Annotated in this window: 14 protein-coding genes and 1 pseudogene; 6 read left to right on the top strand and 9 right to left on the bottom strand. The window is 61.1% G+C overall.

Annotated elements, in window-relative coordinates; all coding sequences use genetic code 11:
* Positions 1-472: 472 nt before the first annotated feature.
* A complete protein-coding gene (locus ACFYOW_RS24895; RefSeq protein WP_387291684.1) occupies positions 473-1246 on the bottom strand; it encodes a polysaccharide lyase family 7 protein in 774 nt (257 codons plus the stop codon).
* A 1070-nt stretch (positions 1247-2316) separates the two neighbouring features.
* On the opposite strand from ACFYOW_RS24895, the gene ACFYOW_RS24890 reads away from it, so the two are divergent.
* Both ACFYOW_RS24890 and ACFYOW_RS24885 read left to right on the top strand, forming a co-directional pair.
* Positions 2317-2796 (top strand): transposase, encoded by a 480-nt coding sequence (locus ACFYOW_RS24890; RefSeq protein WP_387291682.1) that lies wholly within the window; start codon positions 2317-2319, stop codon positions 2794-2796.
* 1211 nt (positions 2797-4007) lie between these two features.
* Positions 4008-5573, top strand: coding sequence for a hypothetical protein (locus tag ACFYOW_RS24885; protein ID WP_387291680.1), 1566 nt, complete (start codon positions 4008-4010; stop codon positions 5571-5573).
* Between the two features lie 292 nt (positions 5574-5865).
* Here ACFYOW_RS24885 and ACFYOW_RS24880 read toward each other — a convergent pair whose 3' ends face one another.
* Both ACFYOW_RS24880 and ACFYOW_RS24875 read right to left on the bottom strand, forming a co-directional pair.
* A complete protein-coding gene (locus ACFYOW_RS24880; protein WP_387291678.1) occupies positions 5866-6021 on the bottom strand; it encodes a hypothetical protein in 156 nt (51 codons plus the stop codon).
* A gap of 765 nt (positions 6022-6786) precedes the next feature.
* Complete coding sequence (locus ACFYOW_RS24875) at positions 6787-7758, bottom strand: helix-turn-helix domain-containing protein (RefSeq protein WP_387291676.1); 972 nt, start codon at positions 7756-7758, stop codon at positions 6787-6789.
* Positions 7759-8853: 1095 nt separating this feature from the next.
* On the opposite strand from ACFYOW_RS24875, the gene ACFYOW_RS24870 reads away from it, so the two are divergent.
* Positions 8854-11463 carry a LuxR C-terminal-related transcriptional regulator gene (locus tag ACFYOW_RS24870; RefSeq protein WP_387291674.1) on the top strand — a complete coding sequence of 870 codons (2610 nt, stop codon included), beginning with the start codon at positions 8854-8856 and terminating at the stop codon, positions 11461-11463.
* A 297-nt stretch (positions 11464-11760) separates the two neighbouring features.
* Here ACFYOW_RS24870 and ACFYOW_RS24865 read toward each other — a convergent pair whose 3' ends face one another.
* Together ACFYOW_RS24865 and ACFYOW_RS24860 are read right to left on the bottom strand one after the other, a co-directional pair.
* Complete coding sequence (locus tag ACFYOW_RS24865) at positions 11761-12882, bottom strand: phosphotransferase (RefSeq protein ID WP_387291672.1); 1122 nt, start codon at positions 12880-12882, stop codon at positions 11761-11763.
* Between the two features lie 352 nt (positions 12883-13234).
* Positions 13235-13930, bottom strand: a complete 696-nt coding sequence (locus tag ACFYOW_RS24860) for a hypothetical protein (RefSeq protein WP_387291670.1) — start codon at positions 13928-13930, stop codon at positions 13235-13237.
* Positions 13931-14263: 333 nt separating this feature from the next.
* Between ACFYOW_RS24860 and ACFYOW_RS24855 the strand changes: the two genes are divergently transcribed.
* From ACFYOW_RS24855 to ACFYOW_RS24845, 3 genes and pseudogenes are all read left to right on the top strand, one after another.
* Complete coding sequence (locus ACFYOW_RS24855) at positions 14264-14434, top strand: hypothetical protein (RefSeq protein WP_387291668.1); 171 nt, start codon at positions 14264-14266, stop codon at positions 14432-14434.
* Between the two features lie 2 nt (positions 14435-14436).
* A complete protein-coding gene (locus ACFYOW_RS24850; RefSeq protein WP_387291666.1) occupies positions 14437-14745 on the top strand; it encodes a hypothetical protein in 309 nt (102 codons plus the stop codon).
* Between the two features lie 612 nt (positions 14746-15357).
* Positions 15358-15549: pseudogene (locus ACFYOW_RS24845) on the top strand (DUF1206 domain-containing protein); the annotation flags it as partial.
* A 54-nt stretch (positions 15550-15603) separates the two neighbouring features.
* On the opposite strand, the gene ACFYOW_RS24840 reads toward ACFYOW_RS24845, so the two are convergent.
* The 4 genes from ACFYOW_RS24840 to ACFYOW_RS24825 all read right to left on the bottom strand — a co-directional run bounded on the left by ACFYOW_RS24840 (position 15604) and on the right by ACFYOW_RS24825 (position 22242).
* Positions 15604-18123: a family 16 glycoside hydrolase gene (locus ACFYOW_RS24840; protein ID WP_387291664.1), complete on the bottom strand. Its 2520-nt coding sequence runs from the start codon at positions 18121-18123 to the stop codon at positions 15604-15606.
* A 56-nt stretch (positions 18124-18179) separates the two neighbouring features.
* Entirely contained in the window at positions 18180-19901 is a 1722-nt protein-coding gene (locus ACFYOW_RS24835; protein WP_387291662.1) for a heme peroxidase family protein, read from the bottom strand.
* A 1040-nt stretch (positions 19902-20941) separates the two neighbouring features.
* Entirely contained in the window at positions 20942-21973 is a 1032-nt protein-coding gene (locus tag ACFYOW_RS24830) for a tyrosine-type recombinase/integrase (protein ID WP_387291660.1), read from the bottom strand.
* Positions 21970-22242 (bottom strand): AbrB/MazE/SpoVT family DNA-binding domain-containing protein, encoded by a 273-nt coding sequence (locus ACFYOW_RS24825; protein WP_387291658.1) that lies wholly within the window; start codon positions 22240-22242, stop codon positions 21970-21972. Before ACFYOW_RS24825 ends, ACFYOW_RS24830 begins: the two co-directional genes overlap by 4 nt.
* Positions 22243-22584 lie beyond the last annotated feature (342 nt).

The raw sequence follows: 22584 nt of genomic DNA, 5'->3' as shown, positions 1-22584 counted from the left end.
TCATTGGGGGCGAAGACCAGCATGGGAAACGGGAAAGCGTTGAGCCATCAGCAGTCGATAGGTAGTCGAGGGATGGCTGTGTGGTGACGAATTGCCGGGCCGCTCAGGCCTCAGTAGCGAGTGATAGCCGCTGATCGACCTCGATCATCGTGATCACTATCCGGTCAGTCGGAGGAATCGATTAAGCGTTCCGAGACGTGGAACGGCGTCCCATTCCTGAACAGCACTACCCCTTCGGGTGGAGTGCCCCCAGCGCTGACAGCGTGGTAGCGCACGTCGGATTTCAGATGATGCAGGTTGAGATGCGCTGGGCGACAGTCGAATCCGAGTGTATCGATGGGATTCGTCTGTTGCTCTTCTGGAACGGGAAGCGCTGTGCTTCTCTGGAGCGGACCTCACCGCGTTCATATCGCTAAGCTGGGCGCCCAGCCACTCAGCGGCGGGGCCCGCCAGACCGGGTCCCGCGCGCGGGTCACGGCGGGGTGGTGAGCTCGCTGATCTGGTAGAAGATGACCCGGCCGCCATCCACGGCGTCACGGGCTTGGTCGGCTTGCTGGTAGTCGCCGACCTGGAACCGGACCGTCTCGTCGTGAAAGTCCGTTGGGACCTGGATGGTGGCTTGCCTTGTGTCGGTGCCGTAATTCGCGGTGAACACCATGGTGCCGTCGCCCAAGTCGCTGATGGTGAAGTCGAACCGCCGGTTCAGCGGCACCCCGGTGAGCAGCGGGGCGGACTGCGCCTGCGATCCTTGCAGCTTCTGCTTGACTACCACTTTGATGGCCCCAGCCTGGTAGTGCAGCATCACATAGGGGACCGAGCTGATGTCGCCGGCGCCGTGGATCTGGCCGAGAATGATGTCTTGAGTGTCGGTCGGCACTTGAACCACCACCAAGGCGGCCTTCAGGGTGTGTGGCCCTGTGGTCGCGGCGGAAAAGTTGTTGAGGCTGTCCAGCTCAGTGCGCGGGTGCTTGGAGTTCCTCGTCGTGCCACCCCGAGCAGGGGCCCAGAATGTGAGGCTGCCATCGGGGCCCTCGGCGAGCCATGGCTGCTTGGTGGCGGCGGGCTCGATGATGGCGGCGCTGCCGTTGTTGCCCTCCTCGGGGATGGTCAGCTTCCAGCCGTGTAGGTCGATGCGGTTGACAAGCGTGGGCGCCGGTGGTGGCTTGCCGTGCGGTTGCAGTGGTCGGCTTCCCGCGTTACCGGGGAACATCCACCATAGGCCCAGGCCGAGCAGCGCGATGGCCACCAGGATGGCGAGTTGACGATGGGCCGAGGGCCGCAACCACCTGCTCGGATGCCCGAACTCGAGTACCTTCCTCGGTGCTGGGGCGCGCGCGTGTCGCGGGCGGTTCATACCCATAGTCTCCGGCACGGCAAGGGAGGCCAGCTGTCATCGAGCTCGTCATCAACTATTACGACCGCACCGACCTTGTCCGCCGCAGCAGCAAACCGGTCCGCCACAACTCGGTCGTCCTGGTAATCCAACTCCAACAAAGGGCGCATGAACCGCACTCGGATGTGGCACAGTCCCGGCCAGTTCACTCGAGCCCCACTCGAGCCGTCATCGTTGGCCATCAGCCGATCCCTGTCGGTGTGGATTTGGAGCATTTCCGCGGTGACCAGCCGTGGCTGATCGAATCCGGCCAGTGAGCACCTCCCTGATGGAATTGCGGGCCGCAGCCACCTATCCGCGCCAGGGTCGCCAACCCGAACCCAACGGTGCCGCGCAGCAGCGGATGGACGATTCGAGTTCCGATTCTTGCCCGGTTCGGCCGTTCTGCAATCGGTGCCGATACTTCGGGTAGCGGGACCGGCGGCGCGATTCGCGGTTCTCCGATCAGCCCGACCAGCCCAGCGCCGAGACAACCCTCACCACGCGACCGCCACGCTGAGGCACGACCTCCCGCCCTGACTTGTACGCGTTGCACCTTTTCGACCCCTTCCGGCGACGAAACCCCGAAACCTGACAGTCAACGACCCTCGGCCCAGGGGCAGCACGACACATCAGCAAGTCACCAGCAGACCTACCTACGGCGGCTACCTAACTGGCAGTGCTCCACTGGGGAATGGGAGCACTGCTCGGTGTGATCGGGTGATATTCGAATGACCTGCTTGGTCAGCGAAGCGGTGCGGCGCTATCAGAAACCACGCGGGCGCTGGCGGTGCCAGTCTGCGAGCATGTCCTGACCGCCGCCGCCAGTCGTCGTCCGCTGGCTCGACAGGTGCAGAGGCCGAGCATTCCGATGGCGAGCCGAGAGACGCAAGGCGACGCCGAGGTCAGGACTGCGATGCGGGCGGCATCTGCCAGGCCATCGTATGCCGTCGGATCCCAAGCCGACGATCCGGAAGCTGGCGGCGCAGTTGGGGATGCATCTCAAGGCGTTGCGGCACTGGATAAGCCAGGCCTGGACTGATGTCGGTGAACGGCACGACCGGCCGACGACCGATATGGTCGAAGAGAACAAACAGTTGAAGGAACGGGTCGCTGCTCTCAGCGGGTCAACGCGGTATTGCGTTCTGCGAGTGCGTATTTCGCCTCGGAGTTCGAACCGAGTCGGAGATGATCGTGCGGTTCGTGAAAGACCATCCGCAGTCCCCGGTCGAGCTCGTATTTCGGTTCTCGGTATTGCGCCCTCGACGTTCTATGAATGGAGGAAGAGGGCGATCACACCGTCGGCGCGGCAGCTCGCTGACGAGGAGTTGCTGGCTGAGATCGTCGATATTCACACTAGTTCCGGCGGCACCTACGGGTCTCCGCGCGTGCATGCGATGCCGGCCGTCGCGACATCGGGGTGAGCCGCAAACGAGTCGAGCGGCTGATGCGTTCGGCGGGGCTGCAGGGCGCGTTCCTGCGGCGCAGATGGCGGATTCCCTCGACGCGGCAGAACCCGCGGGCCGCACCGGCTCCGGATCTGATCGAACGGAATTCCACCGCCGATGCGCCGAACAAGCTATGGCCTCGATCGCTGCCACAGACCTGGCGCTGGGTGCGCTCGAATACAGCGTGTGGTCGCGTGATGTCCGCGATGGCGAACTGGGCCATCACTCAGACAGGGGTTCGACCTACGCGGCAATCCCGTTCGTTAATCGATTGGCCGACAACGGAATTGCACAATCCATGGGCTCGGCCGGATAGTCCTATGACAACGCGTCGATGGAGAATTTCTTCTCGACCTTGAAGACCGAGCTGGTCTACCAACACTCGTGGCGCACCCGCGACGAAGCCGAGAACGCCCAGTTCGCCATTGTCGTCACCTATCGGCTACTGATGAGGGACCAAATCTCATCCGCACATGCTGGTTCTCGAAGAAACCGAAGCCCGCGTGACGACGGAGTCGACGGGGTGACAACGAAGTCACTTCCACAGGCGGCCCCGTCCCAGAACCAGCACCCAAACCTCCGAGAGACGATCCCCGACCAGAACCGAGCGGGCCGATGCCGGGCCAGGGTTCAAATGCGTTGATCGGAATGGTTCCCGGCGCTGGGTGCCGCGGCCGTGGTCTCGAGACTTATCCTGCCGACAGAAAGGTGATTCCCATGACTGGCATATTCGGCCTCTCGGGGAACGAAATCGGGAAAGATGCCACGACCGGTGCGTTCGCGATGATTGGAGGGGCGCTTGGATCGGTCGTCCTCCCTGGTGCTGGAACGATCGTGGGCGCGGGGCTTGCGGCTGGGCTGGCGGGCGGAATCTGGACTGGGTGGAAAACCCATAGCCTGGACGAAGGAGTAGAGGCTGGCGTTATCGATGGTGTGTTCGGCGCTATGGGCGGGGGGGTTGCCGGAGGCGCTGTAAAAGGAATCGTAACAGCTAGCGGCGAAAGTCTACTCAGGCGGGCGGCCTTGGGTGCGGGCCGTTCATTTGTTGAGACGCAGGAGGCGAATATCCTCGGCGCCGGTATCGGGGCTGGAGTGGCGAGTCATTACACCCCGCAGGCGCCAGTGAGTCCGGGAACATTACCAGTCCGTCCGGCTGGACAGAAAAATGACGGGGCTCAGGTAGCCTAATGGCGGATATGCCGCCTCTGCTGGTGCCGGATCCGGAATCTTCGCGTTGGCCAAAAGATATCGCTAGTCTCAAAATTTCGCCTCAGATCGAAAAATGGTACGATGTCGATCTTTTGAATGTAATAACAAAAGACTGGAATGTGTTCGGCAACGGAGAGGTGACTGATATCCCGAGTGCCGGTGCGGTACCTCAGGTCACGCTCATGGCAGCCCGGTCCCAGATGTTCGACGCGTACGTTCAGAAGGTGAACAGTCTCAAGGCCGATTTCGACGCGCTGCAGAGCACCTACAAAGAAGTAGCTCAGGCCGTGGCGAACGCGAAAAAGTACCGCCTTCAGGACCAAGGACAAGTGGGTGACCTGATCGCGAATTTGAGTAATTCAGCGGCCACCCCACCGCCGCAACCCGAAATGACCGAGGACGAGCACATCATGGACTACGTTAGCCAGGGTCTGAAGCAGGCCGAGAACATCATGGGCCAGGCTAGCCAGAAACAGCAGGGCGTCGCTGACGAGATCAATGCGCTGACCAAGGAGGTCCAAGATCGAGATGCGCAGATCAAGACCCTTCAGGACGCGAGCGTCAAGCCGCAGCAGCAATTAAGCGGTGACTCCTATGATCCGACCAATGTGAACCCGCTGCCTACGGACTTTACCGATTCGACTCCGTCAGACCTCGGTGCCGAGACGAATGATTCGTCACTAACCGACGGCTCGCTCTCCGGAGAACCAACCGTTGCGAGGGGTACGACCACCCCCAGTACGGCGACTCCCATCTCGACAAGCCCGGACACTGCGTCCGGGCTCGGGGCTTCCGGGCTCGCTTCCGGATCCGGTTTGAGTGACCTGATGGGTTCGATCTTGCCGATGATAATGGCACAGCAGATGCAGCGCGGCCTTGCTGACCCGGACGTCAATGATCAACGCGATCAACGAGATCCGTACGGTTATGGGTACTCGTCGTATTCGCCCTCGATGCCGCCGTCGGCGGCGACAACGCCACCGGCGCAGACCACTCAGCCCGCAGCGTCGTCGCCCGCCGCACAGCAGAGCACGACCGCTCCGCAGCAGCAGGGACCGGCACTGACGACGCGAACGCCAGACGGCGACGGTTTGGTGGATTACACCTTCCCCGACGGACGCACCCAGAAGGTGTCGCCAGTGGTCGCTCAGGCGCTGGACGCCGCGTTCGGCGACCAGTCACGCACCGACGCCCAGGCCGCGTACTCGAAGACCACCGCGAAGTGGTCGGACAAGAAGCAGATCGATGACCGCGTCGACCCGTACCAGCTGAAGACCGGCGATATCGCCACGTGGGAAAACCGTGCCGCGCTGGTAGTGATGTTCGAGACTTCAGACAACGACAGCGGCAGCGTAGAAGTCATCGTCGACGGGCAGTTGCAGCAGTTTGCTGGGCAGATGTCCGATAAGGCGGGGGATTTCGGTCAGTTCACCGGGTTCGCTCACCCGAAGGGTGTCGACGCGCAGGTAGCTCAAGACGCCGCAGCGGCGGCCGTTCCCGCCAGCACATCGACAGGGGGCGTCTCATTGCTGGGGTGGTCCTGATTAGCGGCACCGCCCGCGACCAAGCGGGCGCCGCGAAGACCGAACGTAGAGCCCGGGACCTCGCTCGGCAGGCGGGTCCTCGGGTAGCCGTTGAGTGTGGTCGAATTGAAGGACATCGCTAAAACTCAGCTGTCCGTTGCCATTTGATCTGACGCTGACGACAGGGCGTGAGCGGCTGTGCGTCAGGTAGGTGGCAGACGATGGTTTGGGAGACGTGCCAGATTGTTGGCGCAAACTGGTGTTGGCTGTGGGCGTTATCGGCCCTCGATGCCCGGCGAGGCGACGAGGGGGTTCAATCTGCCGCGGCGCCTGACGGATAGAACTGAAAGTGTTTGAGGATCCGTGGATCGCCGGTGGGGGCGTTGGTAAGGCACCAGGTGTCGAAGTCCTCGCGGCGGTAGCGAGCATCGGCCGGAACGAGGCGGATTTGGGGCCGCTTCTCGTCCATCCACAGATGAGAAAGTCTGTGGTCGTGCCTTGGGCGGGCCATCGGCTGGCGCCGTCAGGAAGCAACAGAACATCGACGAATCCGGCGACGGGCAGCCCCAGATCGATGAAGATGCCGATCGTGCCCGGCCGTGGGATCAACGCGACGGTTCCGGTCAAGCGTTGTCCGAGAGCGAGATTGGAGCGCAGCCGATCCCAGGTGTCCGGGTCCTCGCGCAGGTGATCCCAGTTGTATTGATCGTGTGGTTGATCCTCGTTGTCCGGTTCGGGCATGTCGGTGAGCCTATCCGTCGCGGATGGGGCTGCTGCTGAAGTGGGTGGCTGTGGTGTGGGCCAGGCAGTAGGAGTCGGTGCCGGCCTTGACAAAAGCCACTCCTGCGAAAGCCGGTTCGACCGGACGCTGCGCCGACGACGACGCCCGAGTGGCCGGTAGGGCTTTACGCCCGTAAGTCATCGCCTGAAACAACCTGCGCGATCGGCGGCGGTGGTCAGCTCGTCCCGACTGGTGCGGAATTCACTGGCGCGGCAAGCAATTCCCGATCGCTCACCCGATCCTCAATGAGCAAAGCATCAAGAAGTCTCAGAACACCAACTTACGCACAGTTGTAGCCAGATATGGGCGTGGCTCGATCGCGACCAACACCCCATCGACCAGATCACGATCCACCACCCGAGTCAGCACACACATCCGATCAGCCCGCCGCCCCGCCGTCACCTGCGCCACGAAACGGCGCCTATACCGCGAAACGAATTGCGCACAGCAACTTCATGCATCGACTAACTGCTCTCGGCGGTAGGTGTCGGGACTGCTTCCATACGCTGCGCGGAAGATGCGACTGAAGTGAGTGGCATCCGTGAACCCCCATCGGGCGCCGATCGCGTACACCGGCCGGTTGAACAGTTGTGGGTTGGCCAGATCGCGGCGGCATTTCTCCAATCGCTGTGCGCGAATCCAGCCCGACACGCTGGTGTGCTGTGTTTGGAAGATGCGGTGCAGGTGCCGGGTCGAAATCGCGTGCGCTCGGGCGATCTGCTCTGGCCCGAGATCAGGGTCGGCGAGGTTGTGCTGAATGAAGGCGTGTACACGCGTCAGCAGCGCCCGCTGGCGGGTCTCGATCGGCAGTGCCGCCTCGGCATCGAGGTGATGAGCGAACGTCGCAGCGATAAGGTCCATACTGATCGACTTCAACCGAGGAATGTCCGCCGGCCGGTAGGTTACGGCGTGCTCGAACAGTTCCCGCACGTAGGACGTCAGGATCAGACCGACCCCGGACATGGCCGGTAGCGGGGTCACCAGCAACTTCCGGACCTGCTGCTCGGGCAGCAGCAGCGCAGAACGGGGGAACAGGAAGTTCACCGATTGGTTGCGGCCGCTACCCGTGTCGACGACTATATGCAGCGGTTGCGAACTGTCGGTCAGCATCATCTTGCCAGTGCCCGCCAAACCGTTGCGGCGTCCTTGAGTCATCCCGACGGTTCCGCCGAAGTTGAACCCGAGGCTGTAGATTTCCGGATCGCTTTGCCCGATTTGCTTCGCGGTGCGCCACGCCTCCAGGGAAGGGTGTGCCAACCGAGCAATGCGCAGGTCGCCGAGCACGACCGCACTGAATTCGGCACGGAAGTCTAATTCCTGGTCACACCGGATGTAAAAGGGCATACACGCCTTGAGAATGTATTCCCGCCAGCGGGCAAATCGTTCTTCTCTCGGTATCCGATCGGTGTTCAGATCAAGCAACATCGATGGCCTCACTCGCCTATCCAATTCGAGGGTGCCTGCCACAAACACGACCTCCGCCCCGAGCGACTCGTTTTGCGGGAACACCTACGTTTGTGTCCGCTCAGATCGCGTCGATCTTCCGGCTGAGGTGGCCGGCCTCGACCGCGCGGGGTGAGTTCAAGGCGCGACTTCCTGCACTGCGGTATCGGCGCGCACCGCGAGGACTGCCAGGAGGACCATCCGGCACACGGACATACCTGACATGTGTCCGTGCAGCGTTATCACGAGGTGCGCTTCCGCTCGCCGGCACTCCTGGACGAGATCGACGAACGCCGCGGGTAGGGCCCCATTCTGCGGGCTCGGCTCTCGGAATACAGTGGCCAACTCGTAGCCGAGTGACCTGGCGGCGGTCCGCAGTCTGTCCTCGCTCGAGTCGTAGTCGCGGTTACGAAGCAGATCGTTGCGCAAGTATCCATATGCAAGGGGTAATGGCGCGGTCATTGGATTACACGCTTTCCGGTCGGCCGGCTACGAAAGAATTAATTCTGTCAGCCGGACGGATCCGTCATCGCAGGGCGGCATACTTGTGTATTGACATCAAGTCGGCGTGAAGCCGAGCTCGGCTGTCGATTAATTGTTTGTCGAGCTTCCGAACACGTATCAAATTTGATCATGTTGAACGGTCGGTTCATGGATGCTTCGACCCACCGAGCATCGTCGCTCGACCTCGGCCACACCGCGTTGTGCGCCGCAGGGTCGTAAGCGCCCTCCCGGGTATCGTCTTGCGGTTGAACGCTCCTTTCGCGGGTGAGATGACAATCTGTCCGCCGACACTTCCGATTCTGATCGGCTACGCATACGGACTCGCATCGAGGATGAGTCCTTTTCTCTGCAACTCCACCTACGTAGCCCCGATTCACCACCCGAGGGCTTCACACCATCCGAGGCCTGCACGTGCACGGCGCCGGGCTGAGCACGGCTCGGCGCAACCGATTCGTTGCGCGCGACAACCTCGATCCCCGGGTGATTACGCAGCCAGACGGCCAGTGCGCAGTCCCGAGTTGCTTGCGGTCCGGTAGCACGCCGTGGGTATGGGGCGGCGACTACTCTCGATCTATGTCGATGAGGCGCCGACAATATCCCCGTGATCTTCCAGCGGATGCGAACGGTTTCGTCGGCCGCGGGCCGGAGTTGGATCGGATCAGGACTCTGCTGCTTGGCCCCGCCCGGTTGATCACCCTCATCGGCATGGGCGGTATCGGGAAAACTCGGCTAGCGGCCGAGGCGGTTGGCCAATTCCGCAAGGCCACGCGTATGCCGGTGTATTGGGTGCGACTGGCAAGGCTAGCCAAGGAATCCGACTTCACTGCGGTGGAAGAAGAGGTTGCCCACGCGGTCCTCGACGCCGACTTCTCGGGACGGTCAGCTTGGGACGCTCTCGTCGACAAGTTCGCCACCAAGGACGGGGCGGGGCGGGACCTGCGCACATTGGTGGTGATGGACAATTGTGAGCATGTGCTCACTGGTGTACGGCCACTCGTCGCGGCACTGTTAGAGGCGGCGCCGGGCGTAATCATCCTGGCCACCAGCCGCGAGCCGGTGGGATGGGTGGACGAACACTTGGTGGACGTTCCTCCATTGTCGAGGCAGCAGGCGCTGACCTTGTTCCGGCAGCGTGCGGAACTCACTGGTCACGGTATTACCGACAAAGATCAGGTCGCTACGGCGACGATGATCTGTCGCCACATGCACAACCACCCGCTCTACATCCGTCTCGCCGCCGCTCGACTGCGCCGTCAATCATTGACGATGATCCTCGGGGAGTTGAGCGGAGGAGCGAGCGACAGAAGGCTGCGATGGTCGCGTGGTCCGCAGGTGGGGGCGGATGCGCGGCATCAGCGGGTCCCCGACGTGATCGCCTGGTCGTATGACCTGTGCACAGACAAGGAACGCTTGCTGCTGGAGCGAATGTCGGTGTTCGCCGCAGGGTACGACACGAACCCGGAAGACGACGATGACTTCGGCCTCGAAGCAGGAGCTGACCTGGAAGCCATCGAGGCCGTCTGCGCTGACAACGGGGAACTCACCCGAGATGGCAAGGTGGGCTTGGCGAAGGACGAGATCGAGGGATTGCTCGAGCGCCTTGTGGATCAATCGCTGGCATCACTACATATCACCAAGACCAGCGTGCGGTACTCACTGCTGGAGACGATTCGGGTGTTCGCTTATCAACGACTGCAGGAAAACTCGACCAGCGAGATCGACGAACCCGCGCGCGTCGCCAAGCGGCACCGGCAGTACTACCGAAACAAAGTCGCACAGGCACAAGCCGAGTGGTTCGGCCCTTCGGAGCTGGAGCTGCTGGAATGGGCCCGAGCGTCCTGGGACAACATACTTGTCGCCATCGAAGGGAGCCTCACGGAGCCGGACGAGTCAGCGCTCGGTTTAGAGATCTCGGTAGGGCTGATCGCGATGCGAGCACCTTTCTTCAACGGGTCGTTGCGTGAAATCCGTCAATGGGCGGAACGCACACTACAAGCAAGCCGCACACTTGCGCCGCAGCCCACGGAACTGCAGATAGTAGCGATGGCCTTGATCGGGTGGCTGGCTATGTGGCAGGGCCAGCATGGGGAGACCGAACGGATGCTCGAAGAGTGCGTTGCCGCCTGCATAAGCGATCCTGCAGTCCGACAGGACTGGCGGCAGACTCCCGAAGTCGATCTCGGCCTGCCCGCTCCGGTCGAATTCGTATGGGGCCAGGAGTTGATGGTCGTGCATCGCGACGCGGCATCCGCTGTTGTGCTGGCGCGCGCAGGTGAGAAATTCCGCAACCTCGGCTTTCGCGCCGGCGAAGCGATGTGCGGACTCCTCGAGGCTATGGCCGCGAGCTTTTTGGGAACAGCGCAACAAGCGTTGGAGGTCGCTCGGCGCAACGTCGACAATTCGAATGCGGCCGGAGCGCAGTGGCTGAAATCCTGGACGGAGCTGATGTTGGCGCTCGCACTGACCAAACGTGGTGATCCGACTGAGGCGTTATCGGTTGGGCGTAAAGCGTTGGCACACCTGGTATCCATTCGCGACCCGTGGGGCGCGGCATGGGCAGTGCATGTTCGATGTTGGGCATTGGCGCAGATCATCACCGACTCGATCACCGCAGCCGACACCGACGAGGACAGACTTGTTGCGTTGGCAACCGAAGCCGCGCGGCTTGCAGGAGGCGCCAGAACGCTGCGAGCGGAGTTGGGAGTCAACATAGAAGAACTGAAGCCCTTTGCGGACGAAACCAACAGGGCCATCAACGTTGTGCGCACCGTGCTGGGACCTGAGGCGTTTGCCGCCGCTGAGAAGGACGGCTCCCTATTGCGTTCCGAGCTGAATGAGGTCCAGCGGCTGGCGTTGGGCCTGCTAACGCCCGATATGGCGCCGATGGATGGTCCCGCCCGCGCGGGCGCGTCTTGGCGCTGGGACGAATTGACGCAGGCGGAGAAAGGGGTTGCGACGCTCGCTGCGGCAGGATGGACGAACAGCGCTATCGCGTTACATCGGGGAACTTCGTTCAGGACCGTCGACACGCAGATGGCTGCGATCTTCCAAAAACTGATGATTACCTCCCGGGATGGAATTATCCGATTTGTTCCCAAAGACCTGATCGGTGAGGTTCGACCGCAGTCGGCACCTCGGCTACGCCATAACGGTGAACGACCTCCCAGGACACCGCATGGGTGACTGGGATTGGTGTGTCGACTGGTGAGATCCTCTGAGCCTGGTGTGACGCGCTGCCGATAGGACCTGTCGTGGTTCCTCGTCGACAGCGCGGCCGAGACGTGAACGCTGCGGCTGTTGGCCAGCGTTGTCGACAAACGATCGACTGTGACCGGTATTCCGCCCTTGCGGTCGGGCGATATCGGTGCAGAGTTTGAGCGGCGTAAGCGATGTCGACGCCGACGGAGGCAGCTTTGCGTGCGTGGGAGGGCTGGATTCCCACGTGCGATGAGGCGGTTGCGGATGCTTTCGGTGTGTTCATCAGAGGCCGAGGGCGCCCAGCGAGTCGTGATCATCGAGTGCGGTGGTGATGCGTCTCAGCAGTGCCGAGCAGGTTTCGACCGGCGGTATTTCGGGTTGGTGTTCGGCTCGGCCGAGGGTGAATGCCCATGCCGCGTAGGCGAAGATCGTCTGCTGTCGATAGGCCAGCCAGGCGTCGTCGAAGGATGGCACTGTGCTGCCGGCGGGTGCGAGCTCATCCAGGTAGACCGTCAGTAGTTCACGGTCCCAGGCTCGCCGGTCTTCGGGTTCGCATCCGGTGTTGACGGCATAGGCGAAGTCTTGCGCCCAGCCGCCCCCCATCACGACCTTCCAGTCGGCCAATCCCATCCGTCCCTCGCCGGTCATATAGGTTTGTCCTGGGTGCGGGTCGCCGTGCAGCACCGTCGGGGCCATACCCGTGGTGGCGAGATCGAGCGCCCGCTCGACGCCGGCCCACAACCGCTCATGCTGATCGTGCAGGCTCGTGGGGACCACTTCTTGGACCCGTTCCAGGCCGACCGCGCAGTATCCCTTGATGTCGATCGAGGAACTCACGGTGTTGAGCATGTTGTTGGGGGTCTTGAGGACAGCGATCGAGGGATGGGCCCAGAATGTGCCGTGCAGCCGGGCGAGATTGCGCACTAGATCCTCGATCTGGTCGTGGGAGAGCGGGGTGGTCGGCTCGAGGAAGACAGCGCCGCGGGTCACGGCGATGTCCTCCATGAGGGCGACCGAGCGCCGCGTCAGCGGATCGACGACGACCCAGTAGCCCAGCGGAGCCTCTATCTCGACCTCGGGACGCAAATTCAGGTAGAAGTGGGATTCGCCGTCGATCGCTTTCGCACCGCCGAAAAACATGCGCTGGCTCGAGGTCGTGGTGGTCTTCGCGACCAGCGCGGTCGGCAATCCCGCTCGTTCGCCGGCCTCGTTGTAGACGACGCGGATCGCGACCGGCATAGACGCCCCGTTGTTGCCGTCGGATGTGTGGAACGCGATCACCTCGGCATCAGGGGTGTCGCGACACAGGACGGCCGTCAGCCACTCGACGGTGATCGCTTCGCCGGAGATGGGGAGGTAGCTGATACTCCGTGCTTTCGGCCGGAGGAGCTTCTCGCGCAGCATATCTCCTCTGAGGGTGGCGAACCGCTCTAGAAACCCAAACTTACCGTTCATTTCCTCTGCCTCGATTCCGGAATGTGACGACAGGCCCCCCGCCGCTGCGCCGTCGAGCGCAGACACCGAAACGCAGCATGCGGTCCGTCAAGATCGCGTCGCACGACAATTCCGCTTTTAGAGATCCACATCAATTCCATTGCAAGACAGAGGATCTCAAGCCGGTGGTGCCGAACCGACACTGCGCTGACGTCCTACGGGCGCGATTGTCCAGCTCTTGTTGATTCGCTAGGGATGATGGCCGTGTTGGCGAATTCGGGGAGGGGTAGGGCAAGGATCTGTTCGAGTCGTTAACCTGCACCTATTTCGGCGAATCAGCCGTAAAGTTGAGCATCGCCCACCTACCTCCGATGTCGCTGGCAGATGGCCCGATATGGCGGCTTGACGATCGGCGATCACCGGGAGGCATTCGATCAACGCGACTTCCGTTCTCATCAGCCGGACGCGGACTGCCCGCTGCGGTGAAACCAACCCCAGGGCAATGGGCGGCTCGGCCGCGTGAGCACGCGGTCCCTTCCCGACCATCGCCGCCGGTATTCACTGGGCAGACCGACAGGTGAATCACGCATTGCGCCTCTTGATTCTCGGGTGTATCGACATGACAACTCGTTTCCCAGCCGAAAGGCATCAGATGAACCCGTTCACCCCGCTCCTCCAATCGTTCAACCAATTCGGTCAGCACATCCAGAGCATCGGCCAGCTCTTTTAGCACGTCGAATCTGTCTGGTGCACAGAAAATCTTGCCCGGCTCAGGTAACGAGACAAAGCCGTTGACGACAATGTGTCGGGCATCGGTCGCGACGACGATGGATCGAACAATCCTGACAGCCAGCTCCGGCAGAGCGCGGTCGCCGTGCTCCACGTTGATGTTCAGCAGCAGGCAATCGAAAAAGTGCCGCCACACCCCAATGACTGGCGCAGCAATCTCGACAGCACACGGACCCTTCGCCGTCACCGCGTATTCGAATGTGGCACAACGGTTACTGACGATTCGCACAACTGCCTCCGCTCGGGCGTGGTCTCACTATGCGGGTGACGTGCAGCACGATGGGCAGATGTTGCGCACTACCGCAGGTAGCGTTCGGCCCGAAAATGGTCGTAATCGACTCTGCTCTTTGTGCGCCTGCAGATCGCCGCTGCGTGACCTTCAAGATAAGTCGCAGAGGAACTCCTTTTACGCTGATGCACCGTGCCTGGTGCGGACCTCCACCGAGTATGGCCCGCGATGCATAGCCAGGTCATTGGCTGTCAGCGACCAGTGCTTGATTATCCGGGACAAGCGTCGCGAAAATATGAAGAGCGATTTGTTTTTTTACCTATGGTGTGGCCCATGCGTATTTCTTCGCTGGTCGAACAACTCCGGGCGCTCGACTCGGGCCATCGGCAGGCCGCCGCCAACGCGCTGGTGGCGGCGGGTGCGCTGGCGGTAGAACCGCTGGTGGCGGTGTTGCGCGACTCCAATAACGGGCATCTGGCCGTCCTCGCGGCCGCTGGGCGGTAGAGATGAAGTGGGACGGGATGCGTGCGATTTGCCGCGTCTCCGACGGGCGTGCGGACCTCTACAGCCGCAACCGCAACATCGTCACCGCGTCCTACCCGGAATTGGCCGCCGCGGTCGAGGAACTCGCCGGTCGCACCGATCTGATCCTCGATGGCGAGATCATCGCACCGGATCCCGTCACCGGGATCCCGTCATTTACTCGACTTCAACGGCGTTGCATTCATTTCGCCCGACGCGCGAACTCGTGGCCGCGGTGCCGGTGCAGCTGTTTTGCTTCGATTTGCTCGAACTCGAAGGCGAGAACACGATGACACAGCCGTATGTCGAGCGCAGAGCCCGCCTGTGCTCGGCATGTGCACGACGCTGTCGGGCCAGACGATCGAGAAGCTGATGGCCAAATCCGACGCCGAAGCCGGGCTCGAGGCGCTGATGCGGCTCGCCCGCGACGGCCGGATCTGATCACATATCGGGTTCGCTGAGATCGCGTGTCTACCACACGAAGTCGTCGGGACCTCGTGGGTGTCGGTGGTGAAGTCGCAGCCGGAGCGGTTGCAGACGTGCACCAGCTCGCCGACGTCCAGTCCACCGCGGACTTGATCATCGATCTGTACGCACCGCATTCGGGGCAGTCGTTGTTCGACTCGTTCTCGGTGGGCACGTAATCGTCGTCATCCGGATCGGCCACTACTTTCACCATGGGTGATCAGGCTATCGAGCCGACAGGCTCTGTCGGTGCGGGTCGGCATGATCTCGGATCATCCCTCGAATGAAGATCGAACCCCTGTCGGTACCACGCCTCAGCGAGGTCATCGACCTCATGAGCACCGGCATCCTCCAGCACACCGACCAACCTCATCGGCAGCCAAGCCGAGCACCGATCACGATGCCCCGCAGCCCGAACCGGAATCCCGATATCACCGCTGGTCACCGCCATCGGATTGCTGGTAATACTCGCCGTCAACCAATCCGAGCCCGACAAAGCCGCCGGCCTCGACGGTGCCTTCAAGACTCTCGGGGCCCAACCCTACGGAGCAGCGCTGCTCATCACGGCCGGCCTGGGCATCATCACCTACGGCCTCTACAGCTTCGCCATGGCCCGATACACCAAGATGTAGGGGTCCCGGAGCAATCTTGCGATATCGATTGCCTAGGACGTTAAGACTGACCGGTCAACGCCGCTGAATACGGATCGACCTGAACTCGACCCTTCCTGTATGGCATTGAAGCGCAAGTGTGCCTTTGGATCGGCGCTCGACCGGTACTTCGCCTTGACTGACGAGTTCGCCATTCAAGAGAACCGTCAATTGTGTCCCCGATGCGGTAATGCGGAACTCGTTCCATTCCGTACCGGGAATTTTTTGGCTCCAGACGCGCGCAGGCGCGATACCGTAAATGGCGCCGGTGCGATGCTTAGGACTCCTGAACGAGTTGCCGTCGTAGCCTGTGTCGTCAATTTGAATTTCAATTGCCTGGCTGTAGAAGTTGCCGTCATTGAGCTTCTCCGTCGGATCAGGGGCACGTAGAAAGATCCCGGAGTTTGCGGTGGGTTCACCATTCTCATCGAGGAAGGTTCGCCATTGCGCATGTAGTTCGAAATTATCGAACAAATTGGGATCGTCGTAAAACAGTACGCCCTCACCGGAGTTACCGCTCACGACCACTGTGCCATCCTCGATAACGGTTTCAATGTTGCCTGCGTTGGTCTTCCATCGGGAAACATGGGACGCATCGAGGAGGTCGGTGAAGCCATCGAGAGGAGGAGTTTCCGTGGTCAGGTGGCGATTTACGATCATTTCGGCGGCCCGGCGTGATAAGCAGAGCCCGGTGAGTACGGGGTTAGCTGATCCGACAGTGGGGAATAGTCCCTGGTCCACGCACACAGCGTTCGAGATGCGATGGAAGTGGCCACTGACATCGGTGACCGAAGTCAACGGATCCTCTCCCATGAAAAGTGTGCCCGACTCATGCCAACTGCTGCCGACGGGTTTCGGCTCTACTTTCTGTATTTCTATTCCTCCCATAGATTGGGCAAGCGCGATAGCAGCCTGTGTCATTTCCTCCCAGATGGGTGCGTGGGTTTGGTCGGCGTAGTGTACCCGAGCGCGGCGGTGGTCGAACTGAACGTCACTATCTGCGGGGTCAGCCAGATTAATCCAGTTCGTGGCGGAGCCGCCGACTGGCGCATCCCGGTTGCCTGCCATTTCCCCGCAGCCCCGGAACATAACGTTGATGTAGTTCTCGTCTTGCTCGGCTGCGAGCCGTTCCGCAATGGTCGAGTCCGGAATCATGTTATAGATCAAGCCATCCGCGCTGCCCCCCACGGTACCGGAGGCGTATACCTGCAAGTGGAAGCGCCCGGAAGGGCAGTGAGCCTGAATATGGAAGCTTGCTACTTGCAACTCGACCCGCAACTGTTTTCCACCATTATCTTGCAACCACTTTGCGAAATCTTCCCGGCTTATCTTGAATTTGAGATCGAACCTGTGGTGCGCCATGAGATTTCGACCCATCAACTCCTCGCCCTTCGGATCCGGCGCCGAGGGGAACGACTCTAGAGCAAGCCGGGTCGATTCTATACATCCCAGGGCGAGGACCACGGTACCGCCGGACTTTATTTTCAGCTTTCGGGGGACGCCCTCGACCCACACCTCGACTTCTGAGACCCGGTAGCCATCCCGCGAAGACCCATCTCTATTGACGGGTGGGACGGATAGCTTCGACACGTGGGCGTTAGGAACGATGAATATTCGGTCATTTGATTTGTTGCGATCATCCCGCCGGGCGTAGGTCAGCAGTGGGAGGCTGCTGTACTTGTCGGGGGAGAAGAGCCCCGAGGTGAAGGATTGCGTTCGCACGGCGATGGGTGGGGGCTCGGGGTTGGATAGGTAGATCCCTGGGGCATCCGTAGCTGGAACCTCCCCGAGAAACGTTCCATTGCGGCGGAATTCATCCAGTGCGTCTTTGATTCGAAGTTCCAGCGCTTTATTCAAGCCCAAGTGGCCGTCGGGCTCGTGTGGACCCAACAACGGGTCGAAGATGAAATCGTCGGCTGGCTTTACTCCGATTTCGAATTCGACGGCTTCGTACACCGACTGCTGCTCGCGCGTGCTCGTTTCGCCGGGTGGTATCACTTTGAGTGAGGACGGGCGGTTCGGCAGGTTGTGAGTTGCCGGTGTGCCGGTGAGGTATTCACGTACCGCATCAGGCCACTGTTCGAGGTCGGCGGGTTGCAGCCGAGGGCACCAGCCGCCCCAAAACAACGACTTGCCGCCGACACAGTACGCCGTATCAGCGAAGTGCGCATCATCATTGCCGCGCCAGCTGTGGCCCCACACCAGATTTCGGGGTACGTCCGGCGCGGACGATGGTCTCTCAGCGTCCGGCGCATACAAGCCCAGATTAGGGATGTTTTGGCTGTGTTCTGGTATCAGAAACGGACCTGCTTCCAGGACGAGCACACGCAGGGGGTGGTGTTTCGCCGCACTTTCGCTGTACACCTTGGCGGCGCAATACGCCCCATACATCCCCGAACCGATAACAACTACATCGAAGTCTTCATTCGCAGTCGCCTCCTCGTAGGTGTTGCATATGAATCGCCCCAGCACATCAAGCGATAGCGATGTCCGTTGCACATCCATATCCTCCGGAGGAATATCCTCGCTCGTGACTCGGATACGTTTCAAGGCCATGTATATCTCCAAGGTGGATGGCGGCGGCCGAGCATCCTCAGGGATTAATCGACCTGTTATTTTTTGCGATTCTTGGGGTCGCCGATCGGGTTGATGTCGCCGACGAAGTGAAGGAGGTCGGCCATGGTGAACTTGCCGTCTTCGGTAGTGGGCATCACGGGCAGCGTCGGTTTCCAGTTCGGCTTGCGTCGCAGGTATGAGTTGGGGTCGGCGCGCATCAGGCCGAAGAAGACCTCACCCACTATGCGGCTGCCGACTTGGCCGAGTCGCCTGCCTTTACCCTGTAACTCGGCTTCCTTGAGGATGTAGTACCACAGCGGCGTCTCGGACAGAAATCCTTGCTGAGCTGCAACTTTTCCGTCCGGGCCCGATCCGAGTTGTTCGGGCGTCAGCGGATCAAAACCCATGAAAGTTGCGACGCTCTGGCCGGGAGGCAGCTTCAGTTTTCGGCCGCGGAGGAGATTTATGACAGCCAGAGAATTCAGCGACGGTCCCTCATCCTCGCGGCCCGGCAACTGGTGTAGTGATGGAGCTAGAAACGGATCCAGTTTTCGACTGAGCCCTGGCACGACTTCATTCTTGCGTACTTCAAAGAATCGACGCCAGTCGATGATCCACTCACTGGGTATGGGTACGGCGGGCGGTTTGCCCGACAGGCCCGAGAATTCGAATAGAAGTTTGAGAGTCCCTAGCCGGCTTTGGATGTCGAATGCAGAGTTGTAGTCGTATACTTCCCGCACCATTGAGTGTCCGAAACGATAGGCTGCTCCGGAGAATTCAAGTGGAATGTATGGGTCCTGCCCCTTCTCGAGTCGATAGAAGTGCTGACCGTTGTCGCGCACGGTCTTGAATTGCTCCCTATCGAGGATTCTTTCGAGAAAGTCATGAACGACGATCCACTGATAGTGCCAGATGACCGTGTCGCGGGCCTCTTCGAAGAGGGTCTTCCGTAATGGCGCCTTTCTATTCCGTTCATCCTTGAGCCAATCGACTACTTTGTTGTGAAATTTCACGAATGTCAGATGCATTTGTGCTACTATGAGGTTTTCGTCGTTGCGTGGGTCACCTATTAATGCGTAGCCGTTGTCCGCACGTTGGAGGTCGAACGGTAGCTTCGGCTTCACATCGTGGTCACGTTTACCGGTTTGCGTGCTGGTTTTCCCGATCAGCAACCGCTCGGGCACGTTCGCGCGTTCGTACAGGTACGGCTGTGCCACTGGTCCAGAGCCGTACACGCAGTCGAGATCCAGCGACGGCGTTCTAAAATTTCGGAGCGCTAGCGGGTCCTCCAGAACCTCTTGAAGTGAGGTCGTGTCAAACGTGATGTCGTGATCTATGAATTGTCCAAGATAGGTGAATCCAGCTGGAACATTGTCGTTGTCGCCGCGTTTATCAAGAGGGTTTTCCTCGGCTGCGAGGTCCTTCATGGCTCGACCCAGTTCGATGAGCTTGTTTTCGTCGGGAATGAACTCCGGCAAATCCGGGAACATCCGCCCAAACTTTCCGGTCGGCACATAACTCCCTACCGGTTGGTTCTCCTCGATACGTGCCCCAAAGCCATGCCCACGGAGTGTATGCGAGGAGCCATCGTGGTCTCCGTCCGGCACACCTTCTCCGGGCGCAGGTGTAGGGACGACACCGTCACGGGCGGCCTTTGCCTTGAACAACCCGGCGCGGCGCTTCTTTGGCATCGCGTCGACGGAGTCATCCGTGCCATCCGGCGCTTGGAGTCCAATCGCCCTACGGCGGATGTAGTCGACGTCAAATAGTTCTCGCACGATTCTTTCCCTTCATTGAAGGACACAACCTCCGCAGAAACGGGGAATACTGTGTCTTCGGGTCTCGGTAGCCGCCGACGGCCGTAGCAGGGCCCAGCCCGTCTGGCGGACAGTTACCAGCGGCCGCGGCCTCGAAATCAGATGACACGGCTAGCTCGGCGACAGGTCCGAGCTGTGAGAAAGCGAATTGCGAAGATTTCGACACTGGGTTCGGCGGACGCGCTGCTCGGATCCCGGCCCGTGACCAACGCGAACTCTCTCCGGCCACTGCAGGCGGACCGTCCTTCACCAGGTGATTCAGAACGTCCCAAGGGTGTCGCTTGAGAGCTTTGTACGTGTCCATGGTGCTCCTTCAGGGGCGGTGATGTCACGGGTTCGCACGTCGAAGCTTGATCTTCAGAGCTAGATGATTAATTCCGAGGGTCGGTACCTCAGGAGGGCGGCCTGTTTGGCCGTCATCTGGTCGACCGAGACGATGTAGTCGAGCACCCGTAGTCAACCGGGCCGCCAGATCACCGGCCACCGTCTCCAGAGCCTGGCCCCGTAGAACCGGACCACGCACACAGGAATGCCCTACCACCCGTCGTTCCTGCTGGAGACGCTGAAAGCACTGGTTGGGTCGACGCTCGTACCGACATGCTCGTACAACACAAGGTCGTGCGGACCCAGACGCCCGCACCACAGCCGTGTCAGCCTTAACTCAGAATGCGTTCGCAGCGCCCCTTCTCACCGTTCCAGCAGCACACCTGGCCGGATACCTCGAAGCCCTCGACGTGTCGGGCATTTTCCTGTCTGTCGAACCGGGGCTTGGGGACCTGGACGCCATTGATCGAGTTCGAGTTCCAGTGCGCGGTCCGCTCCTCACTGTGTGGCCGGGTACGGGGCTGCCCTTACTTCAGGTCGCCCTTGAAGTAGATGCTGCCGATGCCGCCCGGTCCAGAACCCTTCCTCCTGGAACCGACAGATGATGCGGCGTTCGCGTCTTCGGCTACCGAGATGCGCGCTCGGTGACAGGTTTCCGCGATCTTTCGGGATTCGGCTCAGCTTGGCATGTCATCGTCGTATGGAGGCGCGAGGGGGTGGGGCTCGCCGGTGAGTGCGGCGAGGGCGGAGGCGACTTCTTCGATGGATGCTCGAACGTAGGTGAGGGTGGTGCCGTCGTGGCCGCTGGGTGTGGCGTGTGCGGCGTAGGCGCGGGCGATTGCGTATCCGAAGTTGCGTTCGACCCAGGTGAGTGTGGTGTGTCGTAGCCAGTGGGTGGTTATCTGTTGTGTTGCGACCCAGGGCAGGTGGCGGCCGATTCGATCCCAGAGGTGGTCGTAGCGGCGTCGGGTGATCGGGCGACCGTGTCGGTATCGCAGCAGTTGCTGATCTGGATCGGGGTTGCGTTCTCGGTGTTCGATCAATCGGGTCATGAGGGTGGGGGATACCGGCTGCCAGTGCAGGGTTCCGCCTTTGCCGAACAGTCGGATCAGGCATTGTTCGGGGTCGAGGTCTTCTTTACGGAGGTTGAGGGCGCTTCCGGTGCGGCAGGCGGTTTCGAGGTGCAGTCGCAGTATGAGGGTGTCTAGTTCCGGGTCGTCTCCTGTGGTTGCTGCGACGTGGTTGATTTGTGCGAGTTGGCGGGTGGACAGCGCGCGGCGCGTGCTCGGCAGTCGTGTGGGCATGTCCATGTCGGTTGAGGGGTTGGTGGCGGGGGAGATGTAGCCGTCGCGGGTGGCGTTTCGGTACAGGCAGCGCAGTGCGCTGACCATGTGTTCGGCGGCGGAGCGTCCGCCGCGGTTGTTGCGGCGTACGACGGCGGTGCGTCGGGTTTGCTCGATGAGTTCCTGGAGTTCGAGGGCGGTTGGTTCGTCGAGTGCCCGGTCGGGCCAGTTCGCGCTGAGCCGACGCCAGTAGGGCAGGTAGGCTCGTCGGGCGCCGGGAGATACTGCTTGGGCGACTTGCGGCACGTACTCCGCGAATGTGGGGACCTTGCTGCCTGGGGCCGTCGCTCGCAGTAGTTCTTCGGGGTGGATTCCCAGGCGGTCCAGGAACAGTCGAGCTACTTCGTGGTCGTCTGGGGTGTTCATGCGTCGCCTTGGAGGTTGGCCAGTGCGGACGACAGGGCCTGGTGCACGACCCGCGACGGGACGACCGCGACCACGCCGACGCTGGGCAAGCCAATCAGCAGTAATGCATCGCCAAGGGCGATGTCGGTGGCACGGCGCGTCGCCGCAGGCAGTCGTATCTGTCCGAGTCGGCCGATCCTGTGTCGCGCTGCCTCTGGTCGGGCGGTGCGGATCGCGATGAGGTTCCCGGCGACCGAGTAGGTGATGGGGTAGCCTGCGGGCCATCCCATTTCAGCGAAGATACGTCGACCGGACAGGCGTGCGCGATCGTTGATGATTGATACGGCCAACATCGAGCTTGCTGGTCGCCGCTGGCGCGTGGGTGGGGCAAGTCCTCCAGGTAGGGGAAGACCTACTGTGCGCGGCTGAATAGGCATGGACGCTTCTTTCTCATCCAGCCTGCTGATTCTCCCAACCCCATAAAAGCTGATTTTTGGTCGTGGCGCCACATTGATTCCCGTGATGAGGCCGGTGATGGTGACGGAGAACTGGGGCGGTCCAGCGCGTTACTGCACTTGATGATCGCAGCGTCTTACCAATTGGTTCGGTGACAGACCGGCGCTTTGTTCGCT

This window comes from Nocardia sp. NPDC006982, from assembly GCF_042869435.1.
GTDB lineage: Bacteria > Actinomycetota > Actinomycetes > Mycobacteriales > Mycobacteriaceae > Nocardia.
The sequence above is the reverse complement of the archived record's forward strand: the minus strand, read 5'-3'. Positions and strand labels throughout refer to the sequence as shown.

What these genes read in the sequence shown, in the direction of transcription:
- ACFYOW_RS24890 (WP_387291682.1), top strand. Translation starts at nt 2,317, where the DNA reads ATGCCGTCGGATCCCAAGCCGACGATCCGGAAGCTGGCGGCGCAGTTG.
- ACFYOW_RS24885 (WP_387291680.1), top strand. Translation starts at nt 4,008, where the DNA reads ATGGCGGATATGCCGCCTCTGCTGGTGCCGGATCCGGAATCTTCGCGT.
- ACFYOW_RS24880 (WP_387291678.1), bottom strand. Translation starts at nt 6,021, where the DNA reads ATGGACGAGAAGCGGCCCCAAATCCGCCTCGTTCCGGCCGATGCTCGC.
- ACFYOW_RS24875 (WP_387291676.1), bottom strand. Translation starts at nt 7,758, where the DNA reads ATGTTGCTTGATCTGAACACCGATCGGATACCGAGAGAAGAACGATTT.
- ACFYOW_RS24870 (WP_387291674.1), top strand. Translation starts at nt 8,854, where the DNA reads ATGTCGATGAGGCGCCGACAATATCCCCGTGATCTTCCAGCGGATGCG.
- ACFYOW_RS24865 (WP_387291672.1), bottom strand. Translation starts at nt 12,882, where the DNA reads ATGCTGCGCGAGAAGCTCCTCCGGCCGAAAGCACGGAGTATCAGCTAC.
- ACFYOW_RS24855 (WP_387291668.1), top strand. Translation starts at nt 14,264, where the DNA reads ATGCGTATTTCTTCGCTGGTCGAACAACTCCGGGCGCTCGACTCGGGC.
- ACFYOW_RS24850 (WP_387291666.1), top strand. Translation starts at nt 14,437, where the DNA reads ATGAAGTGGGACGGGATGCGTGCGATTTGCCGCGTCTCCGACGGGCGT.
- ACFYOW_RS24840 (WP_387291664.1), bottom strand. Translation starts at nt 18,123, where the DNA reads ATGGCCTTGAAACGTATCCGAGTCACGAGCGAGGATATTCCTCCGGAG.
- ACFYOW_RS24830 (WP_387291660.1), bottom strand. Translation starts at nt 21,973, where the DNA reads ATGAACACCCCAGACGACCACGAAGTAGCTCGACTGTTCCTGGACCGC.
- ACFYOW_RS24825 (WP_387291658.1), bottom strand. Translation starts at nt 22,242, where the DNA reads ATGGGATGGCCCGCAGGCTACCCCATCACCTACTCGGTCGCCGGGAAC.